We start from the raw sequence: 24213 nt of genomic DNA on the forward strand, positions 1-24213 counted from the left end.
GCCGCACCCCATGAGCAAGAATTTACTCTCCGATTACAGGCTGTCTCGCCGCGCGCTTCTCACAGTGGGCGCAGGCATCGGCGGCGGGGTGCTTGCAGGTGGCTGGCCAATCGCGCGTGCTCAAGCCGTCGCACCGCAGGCCGGCCCGCGCGTCGCCGCGCTCGGCTGGGCCTGCGCGCAGACCATTCTGGCGCTCGGCGTCGTGCCGGTGGTCATTCCGGAAATCGAGCGTTACAGCCGGCTCGTCGTCGAGCCGGCTGTCCCGTCAAGCGTTCAGGAAATCGGCCTGCGTTCGGAGCCAAATCTCGAACTGCTGCAGAGTTTTGCGCCTGACATCATCATCATCGATCCCAGTATCACGGCCGCAATACCGCGGCTCAAGCTGATTGCCCCCGTCGAGGTCTTCACGATTTTCAAGCCCGGCCGGCATCCGCTTGAAACCGCACGCAGTTCGACGATGGAGCTGGCACAGCGTCTCGGCGTGCAGGCCGCATGCGAGGCTTATCTCGCGCGGTTCGATGCCGCCATGGCTGGGTATCGTGATCAGCTTCGCGGTCGCAGCGACAAGCCGCTGTATCTCGTCAGCGAAATCGCGCGCAACCGTGCGCTCGTATTCGGCCCGAACAGCCTCTATCAGGAGGTGCTCAGCCAGTTCGGCTTAAAGAATGCCTGGACCGGACAGAGCGGCCCGTGGGGACACACCAGCGTGGGCCTCGAAGTGCTCGCTGCGGTTCCGGATGCGCGACTGGTTCTGATGAGTTCGCGGGTTGCCGATATCGAAGCCCTGCTCAACGCAAGCCCGGTGCTGCGGACCCTGCCGTTCCTCCGCTCGGGGCGGCTGACGGTGCTGGGAAATCAATTCTTCTATGGCGGCGTGCCGGCGGCCGAACGCTTCGCACGCCTTCTCGCCGAACGTTTGCCGCAGGAAAACAATGAGCAAGGTTGACGCGCTGCCCGCCCGGTCCGGGATAGAGATGCATCCTGCGATACTGATCGGCTTGCTGTTTGTGGCGGCTTCTGCGCTGACCTTTCGGCATCTGTCGGGATATCTGCCTGTTAACGCGTGGTTGCCGGTGCTTTGGCGTCCTGAAATCAACGATCCGCAGCAGATGCTCGTGCATTATACGGTGTTTCCGCGAATTGCGGTGGCGCTGCTGGCCGGGGCAGCATTGGGCCTTGCCGGCGCCGTCTGTCAGCAGGTGCTACGCAATCCGCTGGCCGAGCCGACCACGCTCGGCATCTCGAACGGCGCCTATCTCGCGCTGGCCATGACGACCTTGTGGGCACCGTCGCTGCTTGCTTTCGGCCGCGAGTGGATCGCGCTGCTCGGCGGATTCGCTGCGTTCCTGTGCGTGTTCGGCCTGACCTGGAAACGTGCGCTGTCGCCGGTCGTGCTGGTGCTGGCGGGGTTGATCGTGGGCTACTACTGCGCCGTGACGACCCAGGCCCTGGTGTTGCTCAACCATGACTACCTGATCGGTCTGTTCATCTGGGGCGCGGGCTATCTCAATCAGCAGGACTGGAGCAATGCGGCGTTCCTGGCGCCGCGGCTTCTGATTTCGTTCGTGCTGATCGCGGCGATGGTCCGCCCGCTGACCTTGCTCGGCTTCGACGATGAGACCGCGCGCAATCTCGGCCTCGGATTAACGGGCGCGCGGGTCTGCGCGCTGGCCATTGCAATCGCTCTCAGCGCTTCGGTGGTCAGCGTCGTCGGCGTGTTGGGCTTTGTCGGCCTGACCGGGCCGGCTCTCGCCATGCTTGCAGGCGCGCGACGTTTCCGCGATCGGCTGATTTGGGCGCCGCTCTGCGGCGCCGGCTTGCTGTGGCTGGCAGACGAACTTGTGCTGCTGATTCCACCGGGCTATCGCGAGATGCCGGCCGGCGCAGCCACGGCCTTGATCGGCGCGCCCTTGTTGCTGGTGCTGTTGCCGCGCCTACGGTCCGCAGCGCCGGTCGGAAGCCTCACACCATCCGTTCCACCACGTCTTGATCATCCCTGGCGGGTGATCCTGTTTGGTCTGGCCTTGCTGTTGTTCGTGATCTGGATCGCGCTCGCAGTCGGGGTCGGCGCCGAGGGCTGGAGCTGGAGTGGTCTCGCCGGCATCCAGGAATTCCTGCCGTGGCGCTGGCCGCGCGTGGTGTCGGCGTTGGCTGCGGGGGCCACGCTGGCAGTGGCTGGCACGCTGCTTCAACGCATGACCGGAAATCCAATGGCGGCTCCGGAGGTGATGGGGATCAGCTACGGCGCCGCGATGGGTGTGATCGTTCTTCTCTATCTTCTTCCCTCCCACACGCGCGTGGCGCAGATTGCGGGCGGCGGGATCGGAGCCTTCATCGTGCTCGGGCTGGTTCTGCTGTTCAGCCGGCGGTCCGAATTCAGTCCGGAGCGCGTGCTGCTGGCTGGGGTCGCCATGAGCGCGGCGTTCGGCGCGATCATCGCCATGGCATTGGCGACCGGCGATCCGCGCATCGGCATGCTGCTGTCGTTGCTGACCGGATCGCTCTATCAGATCAGTCCGGCCGAGGCCTCGGTTCTTGCCGCCGCGGCGCTCCTTCTGCTGATCATGGTGCCGATGCTGTCACGCTGGCTCGACATTCTGCCGCTCGGCCGGGCGGCCTCGCGTTCGGTAGGTGTATCGATGGCGAGAAGCCGCATCATCATCATGCTGCTGACCGCATTGTTGACGGCGACCGCGACGCTGATGGTTGGGCTGCTGAGCCTGGTCGGTTTCATCGCGCCGCATATGGCGCGGATGATGGGTGCGCAGCGCGCGCTTCATCAGACGGCGCTGGCCGCGCTGATTGGAGCCATCCTGATGGTGTCAGCCGATTGGGCCGGGCGAATGGTGATATTTCCGTTCCAGATGCCGGCCGGCATTTTTGCGATGATGCTCGCCGGGCCCTATCTTCTCTGGCTGTTGCGACCGCAGCGCGGATAACGCGAGACGGTGAAGCGCCGAATGATTTACGAGCTCACCGTGCGAAGCTGATGAGATGGCTGTGATCCGGAGACGGCATCACCCCCATCGGAATGCCGTAGATGGTTTCGAGTTCGGCCGGCGTCATGATCTTGTCCGGCGCGCCGCGCGAAATCAGTTTGCCCGAATGCAGGGCGATGATCTCGTTGCAGAAGCGCGCCGCCATGTTGACGTCATGGAGCACGACGACCACGCCGAGATTGCGCTCCCGCGCGAGCCGCTTCACCAGCGACAGAACTTCGATCTGATGGGCAATGTCGAGCGCCGACGTCGGCTCATCGAGCAACAGGCATTCGGCATCCTGCGCAACCAGCATGGCGATCCAAACCCGCTGGCGCTCGCCGCCTGACAATGTATCGACCAACCGGTCCGCAAACGGCTCGATGTGGGTCAGCGCCATGGCTTCCGCCACCTTATCGCGGTCAGTGTCGCCAAACCGGCCGAGCGCGCCATGCCAGGGATAGCGCCCCAGCGCGACCAGTTCCTTCACCAGCATGCCGGCGGCGGGCGGCGTCTGCTGCGGCAAATAGGCGACCTTGCGGGCGTAGTCCCGGTCGCTCCATTCGCGCAACGCGCGCCCTTCGAACCGGATCGTGCCGGATGAGCTTGGCTGTTGCCGCGCCAGCAATTTCAGCAAGGTCGATTTGCCGGAGCCATTGTGCCCGATCAGGCCGACGACGCTGCGCGCGGGAAGCGACAGGGTGAGCGGTTCGAGCAGCGCGCGCCCCGCCACAGCAAACCGCACCTGGTCCAGCTCGAACAAGGGCGCGGTCGCATCGAGCGAGGCTCGCGCGATGTCGGTTGGCCGAACTACGTGCATTGGAAAATGCCTGCGGGGACGATGCGGTGCGAGGTGAACGTCGTCCCGTCGCTCTGTGGATATGGGGACGTCATGGCTGCCGCAGGCTCCAATACGCGACCGCAAGATGTTGCTCGCGGGAGAGCTTCCGCTCGTCGCGCAGATGGTTTCGCAGCGCCTTCAGCGCCTGCGCTTCGCACGCGACCCATGCAAAGACCTCGCGATGTTCAGGCCATCGCACGGCCTTGACGGCATCGACCAATAGCTGCGTCGTGCCGGCCGGACGGTCGCCGCGATGCAGCCAGCGGATCGATACGCCGGCTGGCGCTATCAGCGGAACCTGCTCAAGCCGGTCGGCGACTTCGATGAAGACTTCACCGGTTGCCGTCGCCGGCAGTGTCTCAAGAATTCGCGCAATTGCGGGAAGGGCGGTCTCGTCGCCCGCCAGCAGCAACCAGCGCGCCGGACGAATGCTTCGTCCGAGCGGACCGGCCATGCCGCAAATGGCTCCGGCCTTCGCGTTGAGGGCAAACGCCGAGCCCGGTCCGGCATGATCGTGGACCACGAAATCGATGTCGATCTCGCGGGCCCGCAGATCGATGCGGCGGATCGTGTAGTAGCGGGTGATAGGCCTGCGGTCCGGCTCCGGCCAGAGGATTCGCCCGTCGGGGGCGGGCCACGGCCATTCGGGCTTGGCAAGGCCTTCCGGCGGAAAATACAGACGGACGTGCAGATCATCGTCGTTCACAAAGCGGGCGATGTCGTCGCCGGTGAATGTCAGCCGGCGCATGCGGGGCGTCAGGTCGATCGCTGCCTTCAGCCGCACCTCGCGGAAATTGGCCAGCGTGCCGCCGTTCGATTCATGGCCGGACCAGACGATGGTCGGCGACTCATCGCCGGCAAACTCAATGACGTGGGAAGCGACAACCGATCGCAGCATTTCAAGGTTGCCCTTGTCGTTGGCCTCGACGCGGATCTTGAGCGCCTCGGCCTCGACGGCGAGCGAACTGGTTCCAAACGGCAGTTTCGCCACCATCAGGCCGCCCCGGTCCTCGAAGGCGATATCATGCTCGGCAAGATGATCGATCATTCGGGCCGCAAGGCCGGCGGCATCAGCAATCGGAATGCGGGTTTCGGAAACAAGCGAGTCCAAAGTCATTTCTCCAGTCGGGCCTGCCCGATGCTGGCCTGCGCACGCTTCGATTTCCGGATGCCGCAGCCCGACACTGGACCCATGTCCTAGTGGATCCATGTCCTACTCGCTCGTCGGCTGCGATGCAAAGGCGGTACTACTCACATTTTATTAAACGCATTGCCGATCACAAATTAGAATCAATCGAAAAAAGCCGAAAAATAAGCTCTGGATGAGTGGTGCTGCCATCATGTATTCGCATCGCACCGGCAAGGCTGTTCGTATCACGACGGGCCGTGTAGGTTCGCTTCAGCTCTACTCCAGCGCGCGGCACTCATGATGAATCCACGAAGCGGCCTGACGGCGCAGATCCTGCATCTCCTGCGGTCCTACTGGCCGATCGTGCTAGGCGGCACCGTTCTCGGCGTTGTCGGCGGCGCCAGCGTTGCGGGGCTGCTCGCGGTCGTCAATCGCGGCCTCTACGCGTCGCAAGACGACGTCGCCACGCTGCTGTTCGCGTTTGCGGGGCTGTGTCTCCTAATCCTGATCGGCTCGATCGGCGCCGATATCAGCGCCAACTATGTTGGACAACGGATTATCGCCGAGCTGCGCAAGTCGCTCGCCGCCAAGATCCTGGCGGCTCCGATCGATCAACTCGAAATCTACCGGACGCATCGGCTGATTCCGGTCCTCACCCACGACGTCGATACCATCAGCGATTTCGCGTTCTTCTTCTCCTCCTTCTTCGTGTCCGTCGTCATCACGCTCGGCTGCATGGTCTATCTGGCGGTGCTGTCGTGGCCGCTTTTTCTGATTACGGGGCTGGTCATCGTCCTAGGCTCGCTGGCGCACGCCTATGCGCGAACGCGAGGCGTTCAGGGCTTCAATATCGCCCGCGATTCCGAAGACCAACTGCAGAAGCACTACCGCGCGATCGCCGAGGGCGCGAAGGAGCTGCGCCTGAACCGCGCCCGCCGTCAGCGCGTCTATGTCGACCAGCTTCAGCGCACCGTCGACCATATCAGCGCGGTGCAGATCAAATCGATCAATCTCTTCGTGACGGCGCGCGCGCTCGGCACGATGTTGTTCTTCGTCGTGATCGGCGTCGCGCTGACTTTGCGTCCGTTCCTCTGGCCCGACAGCCCGGCTGCGGTGTCCAGCGGCTTCGTCCTGGTGCTGCTCTATATGCGGGGGCCTATCGATCAGGTGATCGGGATCCTGCCGGCATTGGGCCGCGCGCAGGTGGCGATGAAGCGGATCGCCGAGCTTTCGGAGCAGTTCGCGACGCCCGAGCAGGACTTGCTGTCCGCGTCATCGACCGCGCCGGATGGATCGGGCAGAATCGAATCGATCGAGCTCCGTGGCGTCTCGTACGGCTTTCGCGCGGTGCCCGGCAGCAACCCCTTCGTGCTCGGACCGATTGACCTGCATGTCCGGCAGGGAGACATCGTTTTCATTGTCGGTGAAAATGGAAGCGGAAAAACCACGCTGATCAAGTTGCTGCTGGGTCTCTACGCGCCGCAGAGAGGTACGCTGCTTCGGGACGGTATACCCGTCGTGACGGAAACGCGGGATGATTACCGGCAGCTCTTCACGACCATCTTTTCCGACTACTACCTGTTTGAAGATCTTCTGCAGGGAGCGGGAATGGTGCCTGACGTCGCGGAGCGCTATCTCGAGCGATTGGAGGTCGCGCATAAGGTCTCGGTGGAGAACGGCGTATTTACTACGACGGACCTGTCGACCGGTCAACGCAAGCGGCTGGCGCTGATGAATGCCTGGCTCGAGGAGAGGCCGGTCCTTGTGTTCGACGAGTGGGCCGCGGATCAGGACCCTGCCTTCCGGCATATCTTTTACACGGAACTGCTGCCTGATCTGAAACGCATGGGAAAGACGATCATCGTGATCTCACACGATGACCGCTATTTCGGCGTGGCAGATCATCTGGTGCGACTGCGCAACGGCAAGATTGTCGCGGGCGATGCGAGAACCCATGACATCATCAAATCGTCATCGGTTCCAACCGACGCCTCTCTTTAGAGCGATTTTAGTCTTCGGAAAAACTTGAATCGAAGTTCAGACTCTTTCGAGATGCACATCGTCGAAAGCGTGTGATCGCCTTTGGCGACGCCGTCTTGTCAGATTTGTAAGAAATCTAAACTGCGTGTGCCTGCATTTCTTGTCATCCTGTACGCGAGTGCTTTACATCGCAAGCGCGAGTGAAGATCGCGTGTTGTTTCAAGCAACCACGTTTGCGATGCGAGGGCCGGATGAACAAAGCTTCGAGCTCCGCGATAGGGCCTCGCGCATTCCCGATCGGGCCGGACTTTTCCATGACCGTCGTTCAAGACGGCGGGGGAGATATCCGCATTGCGGTGGGCATCACGACGGTGATGCGCCTGCGTCTCGATGACGGGCTCGATCATCTGAAAATATTGACCACTCCTGACGATCCGCAACTGGCGGTCTCGGCGATTTCGGCGGCGGCTGAAGCCATGTTTGGATGGCGGCCGAGTCTTGACCGGCTTGTGGTGGATTCAGCCAGCGCAGAGCTTGCGCGCGAGTTGATGAGCCACGGTCTCGCTCTCATGGCGGGGGCAGACCTAGTGCTGCTTCCCGAACTAATCATGCAGCGGCGGGACAATTGGCTGGTCAATGCCGAACGGCCGCCATTGCCGCAACTCCACGTCATGACGGACGGCAAGCGCCATCCGCGACGCTCGCCAAAGCCGGTGGGAAAGGTCTATGCCCGCTTCATACCATGGCTCGCCGAAGTGATCTCCTTTCGCGTCGCGAACGTGGACGGCGACCTGCATCTGCTGCACCGCTGGATGAACGATCCCCGCGTCGACGCGTTCTGGAACGAAGCGGGCGATCTCGAAAAGCATCGGCGCTATCTCTCCGGCATTCTGGCGGACCCGCACATGCTGCCGCTCATCGGCTGCTTCGACGACGAGCCGTTTGGCTACTTCGAGCTCTACTGGGCCAAGGAGAATCGTCTCGCGCCGTTCTATGATGCCGACGATTACGATCGCGGCTGGCATGTCGTCGTCGGCGAGGACGCCTATCGCGGGCGCCGCTATATCAGCGCCTGGCTGCCGTCACTGATGCACTACATGTTCCTTGACGATTGTCGAACGCAACGAATCGTCGGCGAGCCGGCGGCGGCGCATGCGCAGCAGCTCCGCAATCTGGAAGTCTCGGGATTCGCAAAGATCAAAAACTTCGATTTTCCGCACAAGCGGGCCACGCTCGTGATGCTGTTGCGCGAACGCTTCTTTGGTGACCGGCTGTGGCTGCCGGCAGCGACCAGCCCTGCGACCACGTCCTAACGCCCGAACGGAGCGCAGCTTATGTCTCACCAGTTTGCGATCGAGCACGACGTCATCGGGGTCGGATTCGGGCCGTCCAATCTTGCGCTCGCGATCGCATTGGATGAATGCGCCAGAAGATCACGTCTGAAATGCGCCGCTCTGTTCGTGGAGAAGCAGCCGCAATTCACCTGGCACGGCGGCATGCTGCTTCCAGGCAGCGACATGCAGATCTCGTTTCTCAAGGACCTCGTTTCATTGCGTGATCCGACCAGTCCGTTCACCTTCGTGAACTATCTCCACAAGCGCGGCCGTTTGCAGGATTTCATCAACTGCCGAACGTTCTATCCGAGCCGGATTGAATTCAACGACTATCTGCGGTGGGTCGCGGCCCAGTTCAAGTCTCAGGCGGTCTACGGCGAAACCATCATCGTTATCGAGCCGGTGACTGTCGGCCAGTCGGTGACGTCCTTGCGCGTTCATTCACGGACGCTCGCCGGCGGGGAGACGGTTCGGCTTGCAAGGAACCTGGTGGTCGCGGTCGGAGGGCGACCGTTTATCCCGCAAGTATTTGCGAAGATCGCCGATGATCCCAGATTGTTGCACTCCAGCCGCTATCTCGACAGGGTCGAGGACATCGACCTCGGTGGAAAGGCCGCGCGCGTGGCCGTGGTCGGGGGAGGGCAGAGCGCGACCGAGGTGACGGTGGACCTTCGCGGGCGATTTCCGGACGCGAGCATTGATCTGATCTTTCGCGGCCATGCCTTGAAGCCGTCCGACAGCAGCCCGTTCGTCAACGAGATTTTCAATCCGGATTACACCGACTTCATCTATGCGCAGCCCGCCGAGCGGCGAGACGCTATCGTTCGCAACTTCCGGAACACGAACTATGCGGTGGTCGATTCTGATCTCCTCGACCAGTTGTATCGATTGCTCTACCAGCAGCGCGTCAGCGGCACGACGGGGATCGCGTTGCACCCGCGCAGCGAGATAACGAGTATAGATGCCAGACCGGAAGGCATCGAGATTGGCACGATTGACAAGTTCGGCGGTGCAAAGCGCCGATCGGCCTATGATGCCGTCATTCTGGCAACGGGCTACGACAGGGAGACGCCGCACGCGTTTCTGGAGCCGATCCAGCGTTATATTCGCGATGCCGTGCTGGACCGTAACTACAAGCTCGTCACCAGCCCGGCATTTCGGCCGCAAATCCATCTCCAGGGATACTCCGAGGCGTCTCACGGCCTGAGTGATACGTTGCTGTCCGTTCTTGCAACGCGCTCGCAGGAAATCGCGGAATCGCTGCTTTCGACGATTTCGCGCCGCGAGCTCATCGCGTAAGCCATCAGATAGCGGGGGCAATGAGTCGCCACTGTGCGGCGGATCCAAGCGCGGGCGGCACCGAAAGCACGGCGGGTGACGGGCCTGCGTCGACGATCACGGTGCTCGGAGCTATCGTGAATCCGAGTGCGGCCGCCTTCAGCAGGGCTTCCTTGAGGGTCCAATAGCGAAGAAAGAGCCGGGACCGAAGTGCCGCGGGAGCGTTCCGTAGAACCTCCCGCTCTTCTGCCGCCAGGACGATTTCGCCGATCGAATCCATATCGGCAATTTCCCGCAGCGGTTCGATATCGACGCCGATAGGCATGCGGGCGGCTGCAACGGCCACAGTGCCCCTCGCGTGGCTCAGGCTGAAGTCGATCTCCACTGGACCAGCAACGAGCATGGGCTTGCCATGCGCCGATGGTTGAAACCGCAGGGCTTCAGCCGATTGACCGACAAGCCCGCCAAGCATGAGGCGAATCCCCGTATGCGCAGCCAGATAGCTCATTCGATCTTCGATGTGCAGGAATCGCACCATGCGATCGGTCTCACCGGCATCGAGCAGTTTCGCAGCTCGCTCGACGCTGAGCATGCCGGGTTCGCCGGCAGCGACCTCCGGCGATGGAGGTATCGCTGCCAGCCAGAGAAGGATCTCTTCCGGTTCCAAATGTCCGACCGACCTCGCGATATCAGCATCCAGCAGCCATCGCACCCGCAAATGATCCTGCGGAGCCGCACATCTCACGGCGATCGACCACGCGAGGGAGGCGCTTGCACGCGTCATTGAAAGCGATGCAGCAAATGGTCGTTGTCCAGCCTTCAGGAAGTCCGTCATGTCCACGGGCTTATCGACCAATGCGCAACCGTCTGCAACCCCCGGGTGTACAGAGGCACGCATCGAGATGATCTGCCTTAGAATCCATCTAACTGAGACAAGCCGAGATCATGTGCGCTTGCGATGCTGATAGATTCATTCTCAATCGCATCTGCAGATATTCAACGTGGAACTGGTCATGATAAAATCCGTCCCTCTCGAGCAGCATATCGATAGCTATCTGCCGGAGCGAATTGCAACCATACTGGTTCGCAGTCACCACGCGGGGCTCGTCAGCAAGGAGCCATCCACGCGCATCAACTATCTCCTCGAGATTGCGTCGCTCCATACCAGGGGCGAACTCCTCGGGCAGCCGGGCCTGGGACGCCTGCGTTTGCAACGGATCGAGAAGTGGATGGAATTTCATGGCCGCCGCCTTCGGCGCAACGAAGAGAGTCTGGATAGTGTGATCTGCCGGTTTGGTTTTCGGCAAGCTCTGCTTGAGAAAAAGGCCAGCCGCTCCGCGCCCAGATCGGTCATCTCGTCCGAGGACAAAGACAAGATCTTGCGCGAGTTCGGTTCATACGCCGAGCGTGAAGATATCCGGCGGGTGGAACGGCGGATCGCGATCAGCCATAACACCTGATGCGAGGGTGCCGCAACTTGTTCGACAGAAGTTGATCGTCGCGTGGACGTTGGACGCGAAGAGATGCACGTGCTGCAGATGATAGCGCTGCCGAGTGCCGCAGGGAGGCTGCCAGTCGTTCTTCGGCGTCGTCACGCCTGCTCCTTTCGGCGCGAAGGGCTGCGCCTTGAACGTCGGAGTGTCTGTATCAGTGCAGAGCCCGGCTGGCAAACGAGCTTTTTTTGAACGCGCCTTGAGCGAAACTCAACAGTGAAACTCAACGCGCATACTCTGCGCCTGCCTTCGTCGCAGTCTTCTTCACGGCGAGCTTCTTCGGCGCTTGCTGGCCGCGTGCATTATTCAGCCAGGCGACGAAAGCTGTCAGCGCGGGATCATCAGCCATGCGCTGCTCGTATTCGAGCACGAACTGCCGGCGTGTCGGGCGAACGATTGGATGGGCCTTGACGAGATTGCCGCGTGCGAGGTCAGGCGCAAGAAGACCGTCGATGGCGATGGCGACGCCCATGCCGGCGGCCGCGGCTTCAATAGTCAAGCCAAGGCTTTCGAAGCTGCTGCCGCCCTGCACGGGCACGTCGGCGAATTGCGCGTGATCGAGCCACCGCCGCCAATCGTCCGGGCGCGGCCGCGCATGCAGGAGAGGAACGGTGGCGAAATCCACCGCGCCGTTCTTCATGTACTGCGGCGCGCAGACCGGCACGGTCGCGATCGGCATCAAGGAATGGGTGACGAGCCCGGCGCGCGGCTGCCCGTCTGAGACGGCGATCACCGCGTCGTAACGGCTGGCGAGAAGGTCGAGCGGATTGGAGCTCGTGTGCAGGTCGACTTCCAGATCGGGATAGGCCGCATTGAGCGTGGGCCAGATCGGCAGCAGGAAGCGCGAGACGAAGAAGCCATAGACCCCGACCGAAAGCCGCCTGAAACGCCGCAACCGCAGGCCGTCGGCGGCATCTGCGATCCGGTCCAATGCCTCGCGGGCGGAATCGGCAAACGTCTTGCCTGCGGAGGTAAGAACCAGACCACGCGAGCCGCGCAGGAAAAGGGCGGTCCCCATTCGTGCTTCCAGGGCGCGGACGTGCCGGCTCACGGCGCCGACCGTCACGTTCAACTCATCCGCGGCCCGGGTGATCGACAGGTGCCGTGCGGCGGCCTCGAACGCCCGCACCGCATGCAAGGGAGGAAGTCGTCGTGATGCCATCGCGCGAGCTTAGTGGAAAAGGGCCGGCCGGAAAACGGGGGATTGCGAGCGTTGAGTCTGGCTCAAGCCCCCGACCCAAGAAGTCGTTTGCAGGGGAGCTCCGCCGGTCATACGCCGACATCTGCCCCGGGGCTTCGGCCCAGGCGGGTGAAAGCCGAGGGAGTTGCCCATGACCACCCATGCCGATCTGACCGGCCGCGACGCCGCGGCGCGGCGCTCCAGAGCACTGGCGCCGACCTGTCGCGGGCTAAACTATTATTCGCTTGACCAAAGCCTGCGCGACCTCTTGCCCCATTATATGGAGGCGCCGCTGCTGGCGCATCTCGCGCCACACCTTTCCGAACTCGGCGAACTCGCCGGAGGCCGGCTGCACGACTTGTCAGACCAGGCCGAGCATCATCAGCCGGTGCTGCATCCGCGGGACGGCTATGGCCGCGACGAGGAATGGGTCGAATATCACCCGGCCTATCGCGAGATGGAAAGCATCGCGTTCGGAAAATTCGGCATGCACGCGATGTGCAACCGCGGCGGCGTCATGGGCTGGCCTTCGCCGATGCCGCCGATCGCCAAATACGTCTTTCACTATCTGTTCGCGCAAGCCGAGTTCGGCCTGCTTTGCCCGGTCAATCTCACCGACAGCTCTTCGGAGTTGGTACGCCGTTTCGGCACGGATGAGCTGCGCCAGCGCTATCTCGAACGGATGTGGAGCCAGGATCCCGCCACGCTGCTCAAGTGCGCGCAATTCATGACCGAGAAGACCGGCGGCTCCGATGTGGGTGCCGGCGAACTCGTTGCTGTCAGCGACGGCAAGGATTGGAAGCTGTGGGGCGAGAAGTGGTTCTGCTCGAACGTCGACGCCGAACTGGCGGTGCTGCTCGCCCGGCCCGAGGGCGCTGTGCCCGGCGGCCGCGGCCTCGGCCTGTTTCTGATGCCAAAAGTCCTTCCCGATGGACGGCGGAATTCGTACCGGATCCTGCGGTTGAAGGACAAGCTCGGCAGCCGCACCATGGCAAGCGGCGAGATCGTTTTCGAGGGAGCCACAGCCTACCAGCTCGGCGAACTGGATCAGGGTCTCAAGCACATGCTGGTGATGGTGAATTCGAGCCGGGTGTCGCATCTTGCGCGCGCGGCCGGCATGATGCGGCGATGCCTCAATGAGGCGATGATCGCCGCGCGGCATCGCAACGCGTTCGGGCGCGCCGTGATCGACCATCCGCTGATGCGCAGGCAGTTGCTCAAGCTCATGGTCCCAACGGAGCAGGCGCTGTCGGCGCTACTGTATTCGGCAACCGCATCCGACAAGGTGCTGCGGCTGCTGACGCCGATCGCAAAATACCGGGCGTGCCGGGATAATGTCACGGTCGCCACGGGTGCGATGGAGGCCCGCGGCGGCAATGGCTATATCGAGGATTGGCCGAACGCGCGGCTGGTTCGCGATGCCCATCTCGGCCTGCTGTGGGAAGGCACCAGCAACATCAACGCGCTCGATGCGGTTCAGCGCGCGGTCGGAAAGGCGCGGGGCCATGAAGCGTTGCGCGACGATCTCGGCCGCCGCCTGGAAGATACGGCCGGGATGCCGGGTCAGTTCCGAACGCGCCTTTCCGGCGCGCTGACGGACGCCATACGCTTTGCGGAACAGGTTGCGGCCGATCCGGAGAACGAGCGATTTTGCAGGATTGCCGCCGGAAAGCTGTACCACGCTACGACGGCTGCGCTGCTGGCATTCGAAGGCACGCGCCTCGGCAACGGCGGCGGCGATGCACGCCGCCTGCTGCTTTCGCGTTTTGTGCTCGAGCATCGCTCGGCCGAACATTCGTCTACCAATCTGCAGGCGCAGGATTGGGAGAACGCAGCGATCAATTTGCTGCTCAGCAATGCGCCGGTCTCGATGCGCGAGGCTGCCGCGCTGGTGCAGGGATAGCTCATGGACATTGCTCACCAACGTGAACTCGCCCGCCTGCTCGCGACGCTGCGCCGTGAACGACGCACGCAAAAGCGGCCTCGATCAACGGCTGGTGCCGCCTGACAAGGCGACAGCCTATCGCGTTGCCGGAATGGTCGCGGAAGAACTGGGCTGGGACGTCGTCGGCTGGAAGATCGCCGGCATGAAGCAGGGGCTGCAGCGCCAGCTTCGCACGGACTCGCCGATCTATGGCCGGGTGTTCGCACCGATCATGGAGTCGCCGGCCAGCGTCGAGCACGCCAAACTCTGCAGCCCGATTCCCGAAGTCGAGTATCAGGCGCGCCTGGGGGCCGATCTGCCGCCGCGCGAAAAACCCTATACACTTGCGGAAGTCAGAGAGTCAGTGGCGTCGCTGCATACGGGAATCGAACTCGCCGAATGCCGCTTCGTCCACGACGCCGCGTTTCCGCCGCTGCCTGCGATCCTCGCCGATGGCGCGGGAAGCGGCATCGTCGTCTGCGGCGCCGCGATCCCCGATTGGAAGACGCGCGACATCGCCGGGCAGGAAGTGTTGTTGACCTGCAACGGCTCGCTGCGTCGAAAGGGCACGGCGGGCGAAGCGCTCGACCATCCCATGGTGCCGCTCACCTGGCTTGCCAACGAGCTCTCGCGCACCGGCATCGGAATGAAGGCGGGACAGACCGTCAGCACGGGGACGGTAACAGGCATGTTGCGGCCGAAGCCTGGCGAGATCTATGTCGCGGACTTCGGCCCGTTCGGGAGCGTGATGGCCACCTACGCGTGATTGTCTGTCCCGCTCTCACGCGCTCTGTTTGGGAAGATCGCCAAGGAGATTTGACAGCTTGACCGCAAGCTTTCGAAGCCGGGTATTCTCTTCGAGCAGCCGTCCAACGTTGTTGGTGTCATGCTGCGCTTGATATTTCCGAAGTCCGTCGACCTCGTCGAGCAGGGGCGATATAGCGGCGAGCAGTTTATCGCTCCGGTGCGGCGCTTCGTCTGCCTGGCGCGCATCACGGCCCTGACGCAGCGGCACGACGTTGTCGCGGTGTCCGGCGTCCCGAAATGCATCGACGCCGGCCTGTCTGTAACGCGCTGAAAATTTGGTACTCATGACAATTTCCTGATCACAAGGTGGCGCAGTCGCCTTTTCAGCGACGAGTTTTCCATTGAGTCCGGGGCAAATTTGCGTCGGAAAGGCAACGGCGAAAAGGCTCGCCAGAGAACTCATGCGTCGGTCGAGTCACACGGCAGATCGGATTAGGCCCAATTTTTGACGTACCGCGGGCCTTTCTGGCGTGTCGGGGTGGGCTGGGGAGCAAACCACCTTAGGGGCGTACCGATGACGGATTTCCTGACCAATGCAGATCACTGGCGCAAGCGCGCGGAACGGACGAGGGCGCTAGCTGCGGTTGCCGTCAAGGACCAGGAACGCCTGCTCAAAGTGGCGGAAGAATATGATCGCCTGGCGGCGCTCGCCGAACGGCGGCGAAGCGCGCCGGTTCCGCCCGGTTCCTACGTTCCGGCAAGCCGACCCGAATAAACCTTCAATAGAGAGAAGCCGTCGTAAGAGGCGGGCAATTTCCGCTTCCGCAGGCGCGTGGCTGCGTCATCGCGGCGGCGAAATGCGCCGCCATACCCAGATGTGTGACCTCTAAAACACAACCGCCAAGCAACGTTCAAGCCATTGTGATCGCGCGATTGCGGTCGAATCAACGAATCACCTAGACCGTTAGCGGGGCTGGGAAGCGGAGAGTTAGTATGAGAGTCGCTTCCTTAGAAAGTGTACTGACGGCGGCTACGCTGGTATTGGCCATCGTCATCGTGCTGTGGGGAATCAAGATTTTCCACGGCGTGTGAACAGGCGAGCTGGCGTCGAACTCGAGACCTCCGGTCAAGAAGAGGCTCGCGACAAAAGCAGGGGTAAAGGCGTCACTTCCGCGGCGGCGGAGGCCTTTTTTGTTCTTGCTTGCCCGACCCATGGTTCGCCGGAGGCTTGTCCCCTTCCGACGCGTATCGAGTTTGGTTTACGGCCTGGCGCGATTCCGCACTGGCCGCGAGAGGCATTGGTTTCAAGTTCCGCATGCATTTTGGTTATTATCTGATGATTGCGGCCCTCGTTCTCATGGGGCTGGAAGTCCTTTACGCGCTCTATCAATTGTCCACGTTTCTCTAAATCGCACGCGCAGGCTGCAGGTTTGCCCCGCGCGGGCCCTACGACTTGCCGCAATGACGCCGTTTTAGCGCCGGGGTCGTCTTCGCGCGATTCCAATTTTAGTCGCAAATTTGCCTGCCGACTCACCTCATTCTCCGCGCGCGAGACAAGGTGACTGGGGGCACGTTCCGCTTTTTAAAATTGGAGTATCAATCATGCGAGTAGACCATCCGCAGCTTAATAAGCGAGACCGCCGCGCTGAACCTTCATTTTGGGTTGAGGAACCGACCGACGACGCTCTTTCACTGCTTGAGAATGCCCTGCGCGGGGACGAGCCCGCCCTTCGTCGCAACGAGCAGGCTGACGAAGCCCATGCACTGATTGAGGAGAATGCAAGGCTTCGGGAGCTTTTGTCCCAGCTCTCGGACTTGATCCGCAAAAACGGCATTCACCAGAAGTAACGCCCACGATGTGATTTCGGCCCCGCCCCGGCACGAGTGGTTCGACCGCTGCCGGGGCGGGGCCGCATTGTTTTCAAGGATTGAATTCTTTGCCGCCGCCGCATGAGAAGCGGTGGATGGCGCGGCCGGATACGCGCCGCCGTCAGGCCAGATGGCAGGCCACGAAATGCCCGTCGCTGCCTTGCTTCAGCTCGGGCGCGCTTTCCCGGCAGCGCGGTTCGGCGACCGGGCAGCGGGTGTGGAAGTGGCAGCCGCGCGGCGGGTTCATCGGACTGGGCACATCGCCCTGCAGCCGGATCCGCTTGCGCTTCACCTTCGGGTCTGGCACCGGCACGGCGGAAAGCAGCGCCTGCGTATAGGGGTGTCGGGGATTGCGGTAGAGGTCGTTCGCGTCAGCCAGCTCGACGATACGGCCGAGATACATCACCGCGACGCGGTCGGAAATGTGCTCGACGACCGAGAGATCGTGGGCGACGAACAGATAGGTGAGCTTGAGCTCGGACTGCAGGTCTTCCAACAGATTGATCACCTGCGCCTGGATGGAGACGTCGAGCGCGGAAACCGGCTCGTCGCAGACGATGAATTTCGGCTCCACCGCAAGTGCGCGCGCAATCACGATGCGCTGGCGCTGGCCGCCGGAAAATTCGTGCGGATAGCGGCGCATGTGCTCGGCCTTCAGCCCGACCTTGACGAGAAGACTCGCCACGCGGTCATCCCGCTCGCTTGCCGAGGAAGCGAGCGCGTGGATGGTGAAGGCTTCGCCGAGAATCGCGCCGACGGTCATGCGCGGATTGAGCGAGGCAAAGGGGTCCTGGAAGACGATCTGCATGTTGCGCCGCATGGCGCGCAGGTCGCCGCCGGAAAGTCCCCGCACGTCGCGCCCATCGAAGACAATCTCGCCTTCGCTGGGTTCGACCAGGCGCAGCACGCAGCGCGCGGTGGTGGACTTGCCGCAGCCGGACTCGCCGACGAGGCCGAGCGTTTCGCCGCGATTGACCGCAAAGGACACGCCGTCGACAGCATGAACGCGGCCGACCTCGCGCGAAAGGAGTCCGCCCTTGACCGGAAAATGCTTTTTCAGGCCGGTGACGCGGAGCAGGGGCTCGCTCATGCTGGCTCTCCCTGCTTCTCTCCGAGGTGGCAGGCCATGCGATGGCCCGGTGCGACCTCGCGCAGCAGCGGTTCTTCTTCCGCGCAACGGCTAAAGGCGTAGCGGCAGCGCGGCGCGAAGCGGCAGCCGGGCGCGGGATTGATCAGGATCGGCACCGAGCCGCCGATCGCTTCCAGCCGGGTCTTGTGCGTGCTGGCGAGATCGATGCGCGGGATCGAGCGGATCAGGCCCTGCGTGTAGGGATGGCGCGGGCTTTCGAACAGGCTATCGACATCGGCTTCTTCGACCACCTTGCCGGCATACATGACGACGACCCGCTGCGCGGTTTCGGCCACCACGCCCATAGCGTGGGTGATCAGCATCACCGCCATGCCGAAGCGTTCCTTCATGTCCTGCAACAAATCGAGGATTTGCGCCTGGATGGTCACGTCGAGCGCGGTGGTCGGCTCGTCGGCGATGACGAGCTTGGGCTTGCAGGCAAGCGCCATCGCGATCATGACGCGCTGGCGCATGCCGCCGGAGAACTGGTGCGGGTAATCATGCACGCGGGCTTCCGCATTGGGAATCTGCACCAGCTTGAACATGTCGACGGTGCGGGCGAGCGCGTCCTTGTTCGAGAGGCCCTCATGGCGGCGCAGGCTCTCGGCAACCTGTTCGCCGACGGTCAGCACCGGGTTGAGCGAGGTCATCGGCTCCTGGAAGATGAAGCCAATATTCTTGGCGCGGATGTCATCGAGTTCGCTGCTGGTGAGCGGCACGAGGTCGCGGCCCTCGAACAGGATCTTGCCCTCGACGATGCGGCCGGGCGGCATTGCGATCAGTTTCAGGATCGACATAGCGGTGACGGTCTTGCCGCAGCCGGACTCGCCGACAACGCAGAGCGTCTCGCCCTTATTGAGCGTGATATCGATGCCGTCGACCGCCCTCAGCATGCCGTCGTCGGTGGCGAAGTGGGTTTTCAGGCCCTTGATTTCGAGCAATGGGACCATCAGATCACCCGCCTCGCATCGAGCGCATCGCGCATGCCGTCGCCGATGAAATTGATGGCCACGACCGCGATGAAGATGGCGCCGCCCGGAAACAACGCCCAATGCGGACCGATGTCGAGATAGTCCTTGGCGTCGAACAATAGCCGCCCCCAGGTCGGGGTATCCGGCGGAAAGCCGAGGCCGAGAAACGACAGCGTGGATTCCGCGATGATCGCGGCGGCGACGTCGATGGTGCCGGCGATAATCACGGGGCCGACTGCGTTCGGCAGGATGTGCCGCACCACCTGCCGGAACGGGCTGGCGCCGAGGGCGCGCGCGGCTTCGACGAATTCCTTCTCGCGCAAGGAGAGGAACTGAGCGCGCACCAGCCGCGCGACCGGCATCCAGCGCAGGCCGCCGATGACGAGCACGATCAGGATGAAGATGCCGCCCTCGGGCCCGAACACGGATTTGAGCCCGTCGCGGAACAGATAGATGAGTAGCAGCAGCAGCGGCAATTGCGGCAGCGAGAGGAACAGGTCGGTCAGCCACATCAGCGCGTGCCCGAGCGCCCCGCGCGACATGCCGGCGAGCGCACCGATCAGCGTACCGACGAGGACGGCGACCGCCATGGCGGCAAGCCCAACCGCGAGCGAGATACGTCCACCATAGATCATGCGGGCGAGGATATCCTGTCCGAGATCATCGGTGCCGAAGGGGTGGGCGAGCGAGGGGCCCTCAAGGCGCGCGGTGAAATCGATGTCGTTGATGCTGACACGCCAGACGAACGGGCCGAATACCACCGCCACGATCAGAACAAGCAGCAGGAATGCGCTGACCACGGCGAGCTTGTGGCGGCGATAGCGCCGCCACGTCTCGCGCCAGGGCGACCAGGCGGGCCGCCGCTCAGCGGAAGGAGATGCGAGGGTCAAGCCAGCCATAGAGGACATCCGCGATCAGGTTGAAGAGCACCACAAGACAGGCGAAGACGAAGGTCACGGCCATCACGACCGGCGTGTCGTTAGAGAGGATGGAGGAAATCAGCAGTGAGCCGATTCCCGGAATCCGGAAGATCTGCTCGGTTACAATGGCGCCGCCGAACACAGCGGGCATCTGCAGCGCGATCAGAGTGACGACCGGAATCATCGCGTTGCGCATCGCGTGCTTGACGATCACCCTCGATTGCCCGAGGCCCTTGGCGCGGGCGGTGGTGACGTAGTCAAGGCGGATCACATCCAGCATGGCCGAACGCACGAAGCGCGTCATCGAAGCCGCCTGGAACAGGCCGAGCACCATCACCGGCATGATGGCCTGGCGGATCTGCTCGAAGAGCCAGCGTATCCCGGTCGCCTTGATATCGCTGGAATAGACAAAGGGCAGCCAGTCCAGCGTGATCGAGAAGACCAGGATGAACAAAAGGCCGGTAAAGAACGTCGGCAGCGAAAAGCCGATGAAGGCGAACGTGTTGGCGATCTGGTCGAAGATGGAGTAGGGCCTGGTGGCGGCATAGACGCCAACCGGTATGGCAATCAGCAGCGCGAGCAGCTGCGCCGAGCCGATCACATAGAGCGTCGTCGGCAGTCGCTGCAGGATCAGCGTGTCGACATCCATCCGGCTGACAAAGGAAAAGCCCCAGTCGCCTTGCGTCATGGCGGCGAGCCAGCGCAGGTAACGGATATGGACCGGATCGTCGAGGCCGAACTTGGTCCGAAGCGCCATTGCCACTTCGGGCGGCACGTTTGGATTGGTCGCGAGCTCTGCGAACGGATCGCCGGGCGCGAGCGCAAGTACCGTGAACAGAACGAGCGAAATGCCGAGCAAGCTCGGCACCGCGATAAGCAGGCGACGCAGGATATACTGACGCATGAGAAACGATCCGCCTAACGCCGGCTATCAGATCTCTCGATACCAGTCCTGGATATTGTCGGTGTCGTTGGTCCAGCCGCTGAGCACCGGGCGCAGCGAGTTGGTTGCCGCGCCCACCTTCAGGCGGTGCATCACCGGGATGACCACGGTGTCCTGCCACATGATGTCGTTGGCCTTGATGTAGAACGCGGCCCGCTTAACCGGATCGACTTCAGCCTCGGCCGCGTCGATCGCAGCGTCAAACTCCTTGTTGACCCAGCGCGGGAAATTCCTGCCCTGCCACTTGTTTTCCTTGGTGGCCACGAAGCGCGAATGAAAGCGCCGCATATGCTGGGCCGGGTCGGGCTGGGTCATCGGAATCTGGAACATTTCGATGTCGGCATAGAATTTGGAATAGGTGTCGGGGTTGGCGACATCCGAAGAGAAAAAGACCGAGGCTACGACCGATTTCAATTCGATGTCGATGCCGGCCTTCTGGCAGGCCTGCTTGACGATCGCCTGGGTCTTCTGGCGCGGGCCGTTGATCGAGGTCTGGTACAGGAGTTTCAATTTCTTTCCGTCCTTCTCCCGGATGCCGTCGGCCCCGACTTTCCATCCGGCCTCCTCCAAGAGCTGGGTCGCCTTCTCGATGCTGAACTCCCATTTCGTGTTCTTGGAGACGAACTGTTCGGGACCGTTGAGGAAGCTGGCCGTGGTGCGCCCGGCGCGGCCGTAGATGTGCTTTTGAATCGCATCGCGGTCGACGAGGAGCGCCAGCGCCTTGCGAACGGCCGGATTGGAGAGCAGGGGATGCTTGGTCTTGATCGAGGAGCGTTCGCCGTCGACCTCGGTGTTGGGATCGGTGAAGTTCAGCGCTATGAACTCGATATCGCCGCCGGTCGAGTAGACAGTCTTGCCCTTGCCGCCCTTCTCCAGGCGCAGCAGGACGTCGTCCTCCACCTGCATGTTCCAGGCATAATCATATTCGCCGGTCTGAATCACCGCGCGCGCCGCCGAGACGGCATCGCCGCCGCCCTTGATCTCGATCGTATCGAAATAGGGCCGGTTCGGCATGTGGTAGTCGGGATTGATTTCGGCACGCACGAGGTCGCCCGGCTTGAACTCAACGAACTTATAGGGCCCGGTGCCGACGGGCTTGAGATTGTTCGGAGCCTCACGGGATTTGGCGCCTTTGTAATCGGCAAACAGATGCTTGGGCAGGATGCAGCCGACCACCGCGACAAAGGCATCGGCCCAGAACGGGGTGGGATTCTTGAACAGGACGCGGACGGTGAGATCATCGACCTTGTCGACGGTGATGTCCTGGTAAACACCGATCGTCAACGCAGCGGTGGCGGGATCGCGGGCGTATTCCCAGTTGAACACGACGTCGTCTGCGGTGAATGGCTTGCCGTCATGCCACTTCACGCCAGGCTTGAGCTTCCAGGTCACCGACTTGCCGTCGGCGGCGAGACCGCCGTTCTGAAGCGACGGAATTTCCGCCACCAGAATCGGACAGAGGTTGCCGGTGGAATCCCAGCTCGCCAACGGCTCATAGAAGAGGCGCGAGCCGTCCTGGTCCTTAGTGCCGGTGGCAAAATGCGGATTGAGCAGGGTCGGGCCCTGCCACCACAGCAGCTTAAGCGGCCCGCCGCCGCCGCGCTTGGTCGGCTTGTAAGGCGCGGGACTCTGCGCCATCGCCACGCCGCCGATTGCAAGTATCTGGGTGGCCATCGGCGCGGTTAGTCCGAACGCTATCATGCGTTGCACAAAGGCGCGGCGATCCATGCGCCCGTCCTTCACCCCATCGATCATGCTTCGCAGTTCGGTGTCCAGCATCGTTGTCCCCATCCGGTTCCAGCCTGGTTACGGCGCGCTGCCGGGCGGCAGCGTCAGGTGTCCTCCGGTAAGATGGCACATCAAATGCCCCCGAGGTCAACGTCTGTCGATCGACAATCCCTGAGAAGGCAGACCGCTGTTGATTTTTGCTTGAGCAAAACGGCGCTGCAGCGCACACCGCTTCGGCAATCCGGCACCATCCGCGCGCCAAACAGGCGCGGGATTGCAAAAAATTTGTTCGCCGGATCAGCCAGGCCCGGGTCTCGTTCGGCCGGTATCCGGATCAGACCAGCGACATGTCCAGCGGTGGTGCCACGCTGTCCGGCAGCGGGCTGACATAAGAGGTGCGGGCGGTGCGCTTGTTCAGGTCGGCCTTGGCGGCAGCGATCAAGTCCGGTTTCGTCAGCGCCCTGACGGCGAGCCCTGCCATGGCCTTGGCGGCCTGCACCATGGCCTTGTGGGCGTGCGGGCTCTTGCCCTGCGCCACCACCTGCCAGGTGTGCAAGGGAGTACCGATGGCAATGGTCGGGGCGTGAACCTGGACGGTCGGCACGACCCAGCTCACGTCGCCCACATCGGTCGAGCCGATCAGCGGGTTGCGCTTGGCGTCCAGCGGCACGATGAAATCGGCCAACGGCCGGTCGGTCGGCTCCATGCCGATTGCATGGTAGACGGTGGCGATGTCCTTCTCGGTCAGCGTCGAGCGGATTTTTTGCGCAAAATCCTTGTCGGCATCGTCGAAATGCGGCGGGCCGAGTTCTTCCATGATGCGGTGGAGGGCCTGTTCGAGCGGGGTGTTGGGCAGCAAATTGGAGACGGCGGAAATGATCTTCATCTCCATCTTGGTTTCGGTCATCAGCGCTGCGCCCTGCGCGATCTTGTGGACGCGCTCCACCAGTTCGTTCATGCCTGGCAAATCGCGGGCGCGGATCGAATAGCGCACGCGGGCATGGGCCTGCACCACGTTGGGAGCGATCCCGCCGGTGTCGAGCAGGGCATAGTGTACACGCGCATCGCTCGGCATGTGCTCGCGCATGTAGTTGACGCCGACATTCATCAGCTCGACCGCATCGAGCGCGCTGCGGCCGAGATGCGGCGAGGCCGCGGCATGCGAGGTGCGCCCGGTAAAGATGAAGTCCGCGCGGGTATTGGCGAGCGAGGGCGTCACGGCCACCTCCCAGAAACTGTGGGGGTGCCAGGTGATCGCGATATCGGCGTCGTCGAAGGCGCCTGATCGCACCATGAAGGTCTTCGCCGCGCCGCCTTCCTCCGCGGGGCAGCCATAATAGCGCACGCGCCCCGGCACCTTGTGCTCGGCTAGCCAATCCTTCACGGCGGTGGCCGCGAGCAGCGCGGCGGAGCCGAGCAGATTGTGCCCGCAACCATGGCCATGGCCGCCGGTTTCCAGCGGACGAGGCTCGGCGACGCCAGCCTCCTGGCTGAGGCCGGGCAGGGCGTCATATTCGCCAAGGAAGGCAATCACGGGTCCGCCTTCGCCCCATTCGCCCATCAGGGCGGTGGGAATGCCTGCGATCTGCTCGGTGATGCGAAAGCCCTGATGACGCAACTCGGCCAGATGCTCGGCGCAAGACCGCGCTTCGGTGTAGCAGATCTCGGGCATCGCCCAGACCCGGTCGCTCAAGTCTATGAAGCGCGGTTTGATGGTGTCGACGCCACGCCAGATGTTGCTGCGATTATCCATCTTCCAATTCCTGAAA

21 protein-coding genes and 1 pseudogene are annotated in these 24213 nt (G+C 62.6%); 10 read left to right on the forward strand and 12 right to left on the reverse strand.

Annotation, left to right across the window (positions count from 1 at the left end; all coding sequences use genetic code 11):
* Positions 1–10 precede the first annotated feature (10 nt).
* Positions 11–946: an ABC transporter substrate-binding protein gene (locus RX328_RS15845; RefSeq protein ID WP_213251524.1), complete on the forward strand. Its 936-nt coding sequence runs from the start codon at positions 11–13 to the stop codon at positions 944–946.
* Entirely contained in the window at positions 933–2939 is a 2007-nt protein-coding gene (gene fhuB, locus RX328_RS15850; RefSeq protein ID WP_213251523.1) for a Fe(3+)-hydroxamate ABC transporter permease FhuB, read from the forward strand. The genes RX328_RS15845 and fhuB overlap by 14 nt, the downstream gene beginning before the upstream one ends.
* 34 nt (positions 2940–2973) lie before the next feature.
* On the opposite strand, the gene RX328_RS15855 is transcribed toward fhuB, so the two are convergent.
* Together RX328_RS15855 and RX328_RS15860 are read right to left on the reverse strand one after the other, a co-directional pair.
* Complete coding sequence (locus RX328_RS15855) at positions 2974–3798, reverse strand: ATP-binding cassette domain-containing protein (protein ID WP_213251522.1); 825 nt, start codon at positions 3796–3798, stop codon at positions 2974–2976.
* Between the two features lie 70 nt (positions 3799–3868).
* Positions 3869–4930: a siderophore-interacting protein gene (locus RX328_RS15860; protein WP_213251521.1), complete on the reverse strand. Its 1062-nt coding sequence runs from the start codon at positions 4928–4930 to the stop codon at positions 3869–3871.
* A 315-nt stretch (positions 4931–5245) separates the two neighbouring features.
* Between RX328_RS15860 and RX328_RS15865 the strand changes: the two genes are divergently transcribed.
* From RX328_RS15865 to RX328_RS15875, 3 genes are all read left to right on the forward strand, one after another.
* Complete coding sequence (locus RX328_RS15865; RefSeq protein WP_213251520.1) at positions 5246–6949, forward strand: cyclic peptide export ABC transporter; 1704 nt, start codon at positions 5246–5248, stop codon at positions 6947–6949.
* 293 nt (positions 6950–7242) lie between these two features.
* Positions 7243–8241: a GNAT family N-acetyltransferase gene (locus tag RX328_RS15870; protein ID WP_249726371.1), complete on the forward strand. Its 999-nt coding sequence runs from the start codon at positions 7243–7245 to the stop codon at positions 8239–8241.
* 21 nt (positions 8242–8262) lie between these two features.
* Entirely contained in the window at positions 8263–9561 is a 1299-nt protein-coding gene (locus RX328_RS15875) for a lysine N(6)-hydroxylase/L-ornithine N(5)-oxygenase family protein (RefSeq protein WP_213251518.1), read from the forward strand.
* A 4-nt stretch (positions 9562–9565) separates the two neighbouring features.
* Here the strand turns inward: RX328_RS15875 and RX328_RS15880 are convergent, their stop codons facing one another.
* Positions 9566–10132, reverse strand: coding sequence for a 4'-phosphopantetheinyl transferase family protein (locus RX328_RS15880; RefSeq protein ID WP_213251517.1), 567 nt, complete (start codon positions 10130–10132; stop codon positions 9566–9568).
* A gap of 409 nt (positions 10133–10541) precedes the next feature.
* On the opposite strand from RX328_RS15880, the gene RX328_RS15885 reads away from it, so the two are divergent.
* Positions 10542–11000 carry a hypothetical protein gene (locus tag RX328_RS15885; protein ID WP_317258745.1) on the forward strand — a complete coding sequence of 153 codons (459 nt, stop codon included), beginning with the start codon at positions 10542–10544 and terminating at the stop codon, positions 10998–11000.
* 256 nt (positions 11001–11256) lie between these two features.
* On the opposite strand, the gene RX328_RS15890 is transcribed toward RX328_RS15885, so the two are convergent.
* Together RX328_RS15890 and RX328_RS43630 are read right to left on the reverse strand one after the other, a co-directional pair.
* Positions 11257–12051: a LysR substrate-binding domain-containing protein gene (locus tag RX328_RS15890; protein ID WP_249726370.1), complete on the reverse strand. Its 795-nt coding sequence runs from the start codon at positions 12049–12051 to the stop codon at positions 11257–11259.
* A pseudogene (locus RX328_RS43630) lies at positions 12052–12195 on the reverse strand (LysR family transcriptional regulator); the annotation flags it as partial.
* A 169-nt stretch (positions 12196–12364) separates the two neighbouring features.
* Between RX328_RS43630 and RX328_RS15895 the strand changes: the two are divergent.
* On the forward strand, positions 12365–14116 hold the full coding sequence (locus RX328_RS15895) for an acyl-CoA dehydrogenase family protein (protein ID WP_213251514.1): 1752 nt from the start codon (positions 12365–12367) through the stop codon (positions 14114–14116).
* Between the two features lie 55 nt (positions 14117–14171).
* Positions 14172–14903, forward strand: a complete 732-nt coding sequence (locus RX328_RS15900) for a 2-keto-4-pentenoate hydratase (RefSeq protein ID WP_249726369.1) — start codon at positions 14172–14174, stop codon at positions 14901–14903.
* Between the two features lie 15 nt (positions 14904–14918).
* Here RX328_RS15900 and RX328_RS15905 read toward each other — a convergent pair whose 3' ends face one another.
* Complete coding sequence (locus RX328_RS15905) at positions 14919–15347, reverse strand: hypothetical protein (protein ID WP_213251513.1); 429 nt, start codon at positions 15345–15347, stop codon at positions 14919–14921.
* Between the two features lie 111 nt (positions 15348–15458).
* Between RX328_RS15905 and RX328_RS15910 the strand changes: the two genes are divergently transcribed.
* Both RX328_RS15910 and RX328_RS15915 read left to right on the forward strand, forming a co-directional pair.
* Complete coding sequence (locus RX328_RS15910; RefSeq protein WP_213251512.1) at positions 15459–15659, forward strand: hypothetical protein; 201 nt, start codon at positions 15459–15461, stop codon at positions 15657–15659.
* Between the two features lie 827 nt (positions 15660–16486).
* Complete coding sequence (locus RX328_RS15915) at positions 16487–16732, forward strand: hypothetical protein (protein WP_213251511.1); 246 nt, start codon at positions 16487–16489, stop codon at positions 16730–16732.
* A gap of 142 nt (positions 16733–16874) precedes the next feature.
* Here the strand turns inward: RX328_RS15915 and RX328_RS15920 are convergent, their stop codons facing one another.
* From RX328_RS15920 to RX328_RS15945, 6 genes are all read right to left on the reverse strand, one after another.
* The gene (locus tag RX328_RS15920; RefSeq protein ID WP_213251510.1) at positions 16875–17843 is read right to left on the reverse strand and encodes an ABC transporter ATP-binding protein; all 969 of its coding nucleotides are present in this window, start codon (positions 17841–17843) and stop codon (positions 16875–16877) included.
* Positions 17840–18832, reverse strand: coding sequence for an ABC transporter ATP-binding protein (locus RX328_RS15925; protein ID WP_213251509.1), 993 nt, complete (start codon positions 18830–18832; stop codon positions 17840–17842). Before RX328_RS15925 ends, RX328_RS15920 begins: the two co-directional genes overlap by 4 nt.
* Complete coding sequence (locus RX328_RS15930) at positions 18832–19752, reverse strand: ABC transporter permease (protein WP_213251508.1); 921 nt, start codon at positions 19750–19752, stop codon at positions 18832–18834. The genes RX328_RS15925 and RX328_RS15930 overlap by 1 nt, the downstream gene beginning before the upstream one ends.
* Positions 19718–20677 (reverse strand): ABC transporter permease, encoded by a 960-nt coding sequence (locus tag RX328_RS15935; RefSeq protein WP_213251507.1) that lies wholly within the window; start codon positions 20675–20677, stop codon positions 19718–19720. Before RX328_RS15935 ends, RX328_RS15930 begins: the two co-directional genes overlap by 35 nt.
* Positions 20678–20704: 27 nt before the next feature.
* The gene (locus tag RX328_RS15940) at positions 20705–22495 is read right to left on the reverse strand and encodes a peptide ABC transporter substrate-binding protein (RefSeq protein WP_213251506.1); all 1791 of its coding nucleotides are present in this window, start codon (positions 22493–22495) and stop codon (positions 20705–20707) included.
* Positions 22496–22778: 283 nt separating this feature from the next.
* A complete protein-coding gene (locus tag RX328_RS15945) occupies positions 22779–24197 on the reverse strand; it encodes a M20 family metallopeptidase (protein WP_213251505.1) in 1419 nt (472 codons plus the stop codon).
* Positions 24198–24213 lie beyond the last annotated feature (16 nt).

Origin of the sequence: Bradyrhizobium sp. sBnM-33 (genome assembly GCF_032917945.1) — a bacterium.
GTDB lineage: Bacteria > Pseudomonadota > Alphaproteobacteria > Rhizobiales > Xanthobacteraceae > Bradyrhizobium.

Coding starts and splice junctions, on each gene's coding strand:
- RX328_RS15845 (WP_213251524.1), top strand. CDS start 11: ATGAGCAAGAATTTACTCTCCGATTACAGGCTGTCTCGCCGCGCGCTT.
- fhuB (WP_213251523.1), top strand. CDS start 933: ATGAGCAAGGTTGACGCGCTGCCCGCCCGGTCCGGGATAGAGATGCAT.
- RX328_RS15855 (WP_213251522.1), bottom strand. CDS start 3,798: ATGCACGTAGTTCGGCCAACCGACATCGCGCGAGCCTCGCTCGATGCG.
- RX328_RS15865 (WP_213251520.1), top strand. CDS start 5,246: ATGATGAATCCACGAAGCGGCCTGACGGCGCAGATCCTGCATCTCCTG.
- RX328_RS15870 (WP_249726371.1), top strand. CDS start 7,243: ATGACCGTCGTTCAAGACGGCGGGGGAGATATCCGCATTGCGGTGGGC.
- RX328_RS15875 (WP_213251518.1), top strand. CDS start 8,263: ATGTCTCACCAGTTTGCGATCGAGCACGACGTCATCGGGGTCGGATTC.
- RX328_RS15880 (WP_213251517.1), bottom strand. CDS start 10,132: ATGCTCAGCGTCGAGCGAGCTGCGAAACTGCTCGATGCCGGTGAGACC.
- RX328_RS15890 (WP_249726370.1), bottom strand. CDS start 12,051: ATGGGGACCGCCCTTTTCCTGCGCGGCTCGCGTGGTCTGGTTCTTACC.
- RX328_RS15895 (WP_213251514.1), top strand. CDS start 12,365: ATGACCACCCATGCCGATCTGACCGGCCGCGACGCCGCGGCGCGGCGC.
- RX328_RS15905 (WP_213251513.1), bottom strand. CDS start 15,347: ATGAGTTCTCTGGCGAGCCTTTTCGCCGTTGCCTTTCCGACGCAAATT.
- RX328_RS15910 (WP_213251512.1), top strand. CDS start 15,459: ATGACGGATTTCCTGACCAATGCAGATCACTGGCGCAAGCGCGCGGAA.
- RX328_RS15915 (WP_213251511.1), top strand. CDS start 16,487: ATGCGAGTAGACCATCCGCAGCTTAATAAGCGAGACCGCCGCGCTGAA.
- RX328_RS15920 (WP_213251510.1), bottom strand. CDS start 17,843: ATGAGCGAGCCCCTGCTCCGCGTCACCGGCCTGAAAAAGCATTTTCCG.
- RX328_RS15925 (WP_213251509.1), bottom strand. CDS start 18,832: ATGGTCCCATTGCTCGAAATCAAGGGCCTGAAAACCCACTTCGCCACC.
- RX328_RS15930 (WP_213251508.1), bottom strand. CDS start 19,752: ATGGCTGGCTTGACCCTCGCATCTCCTTCCGCTGAGCGGCGGCCCGCC.
- RX328_RS15935 (WP_213251507.1), bottom strand. CDS start 20,677: ATGCGTCAGTATATCCTGCGTCGCCTGCTTATCGCGGTGCCGAGCTTG.
- RX328_RS15940 (WP_213251506.1), bottom strand. CDS start 22,495: ATGCTGGACACCGAACTGCGAAGCATGATCGATGGGGTGAAGGACGGG.
- RX328_RS15945 (WP_213251505.1), bottom strand. CDS start 24,197: ATGGATAATCGCAGCAACATCTGGCGTGGCGTCGACACCATCAAACCG.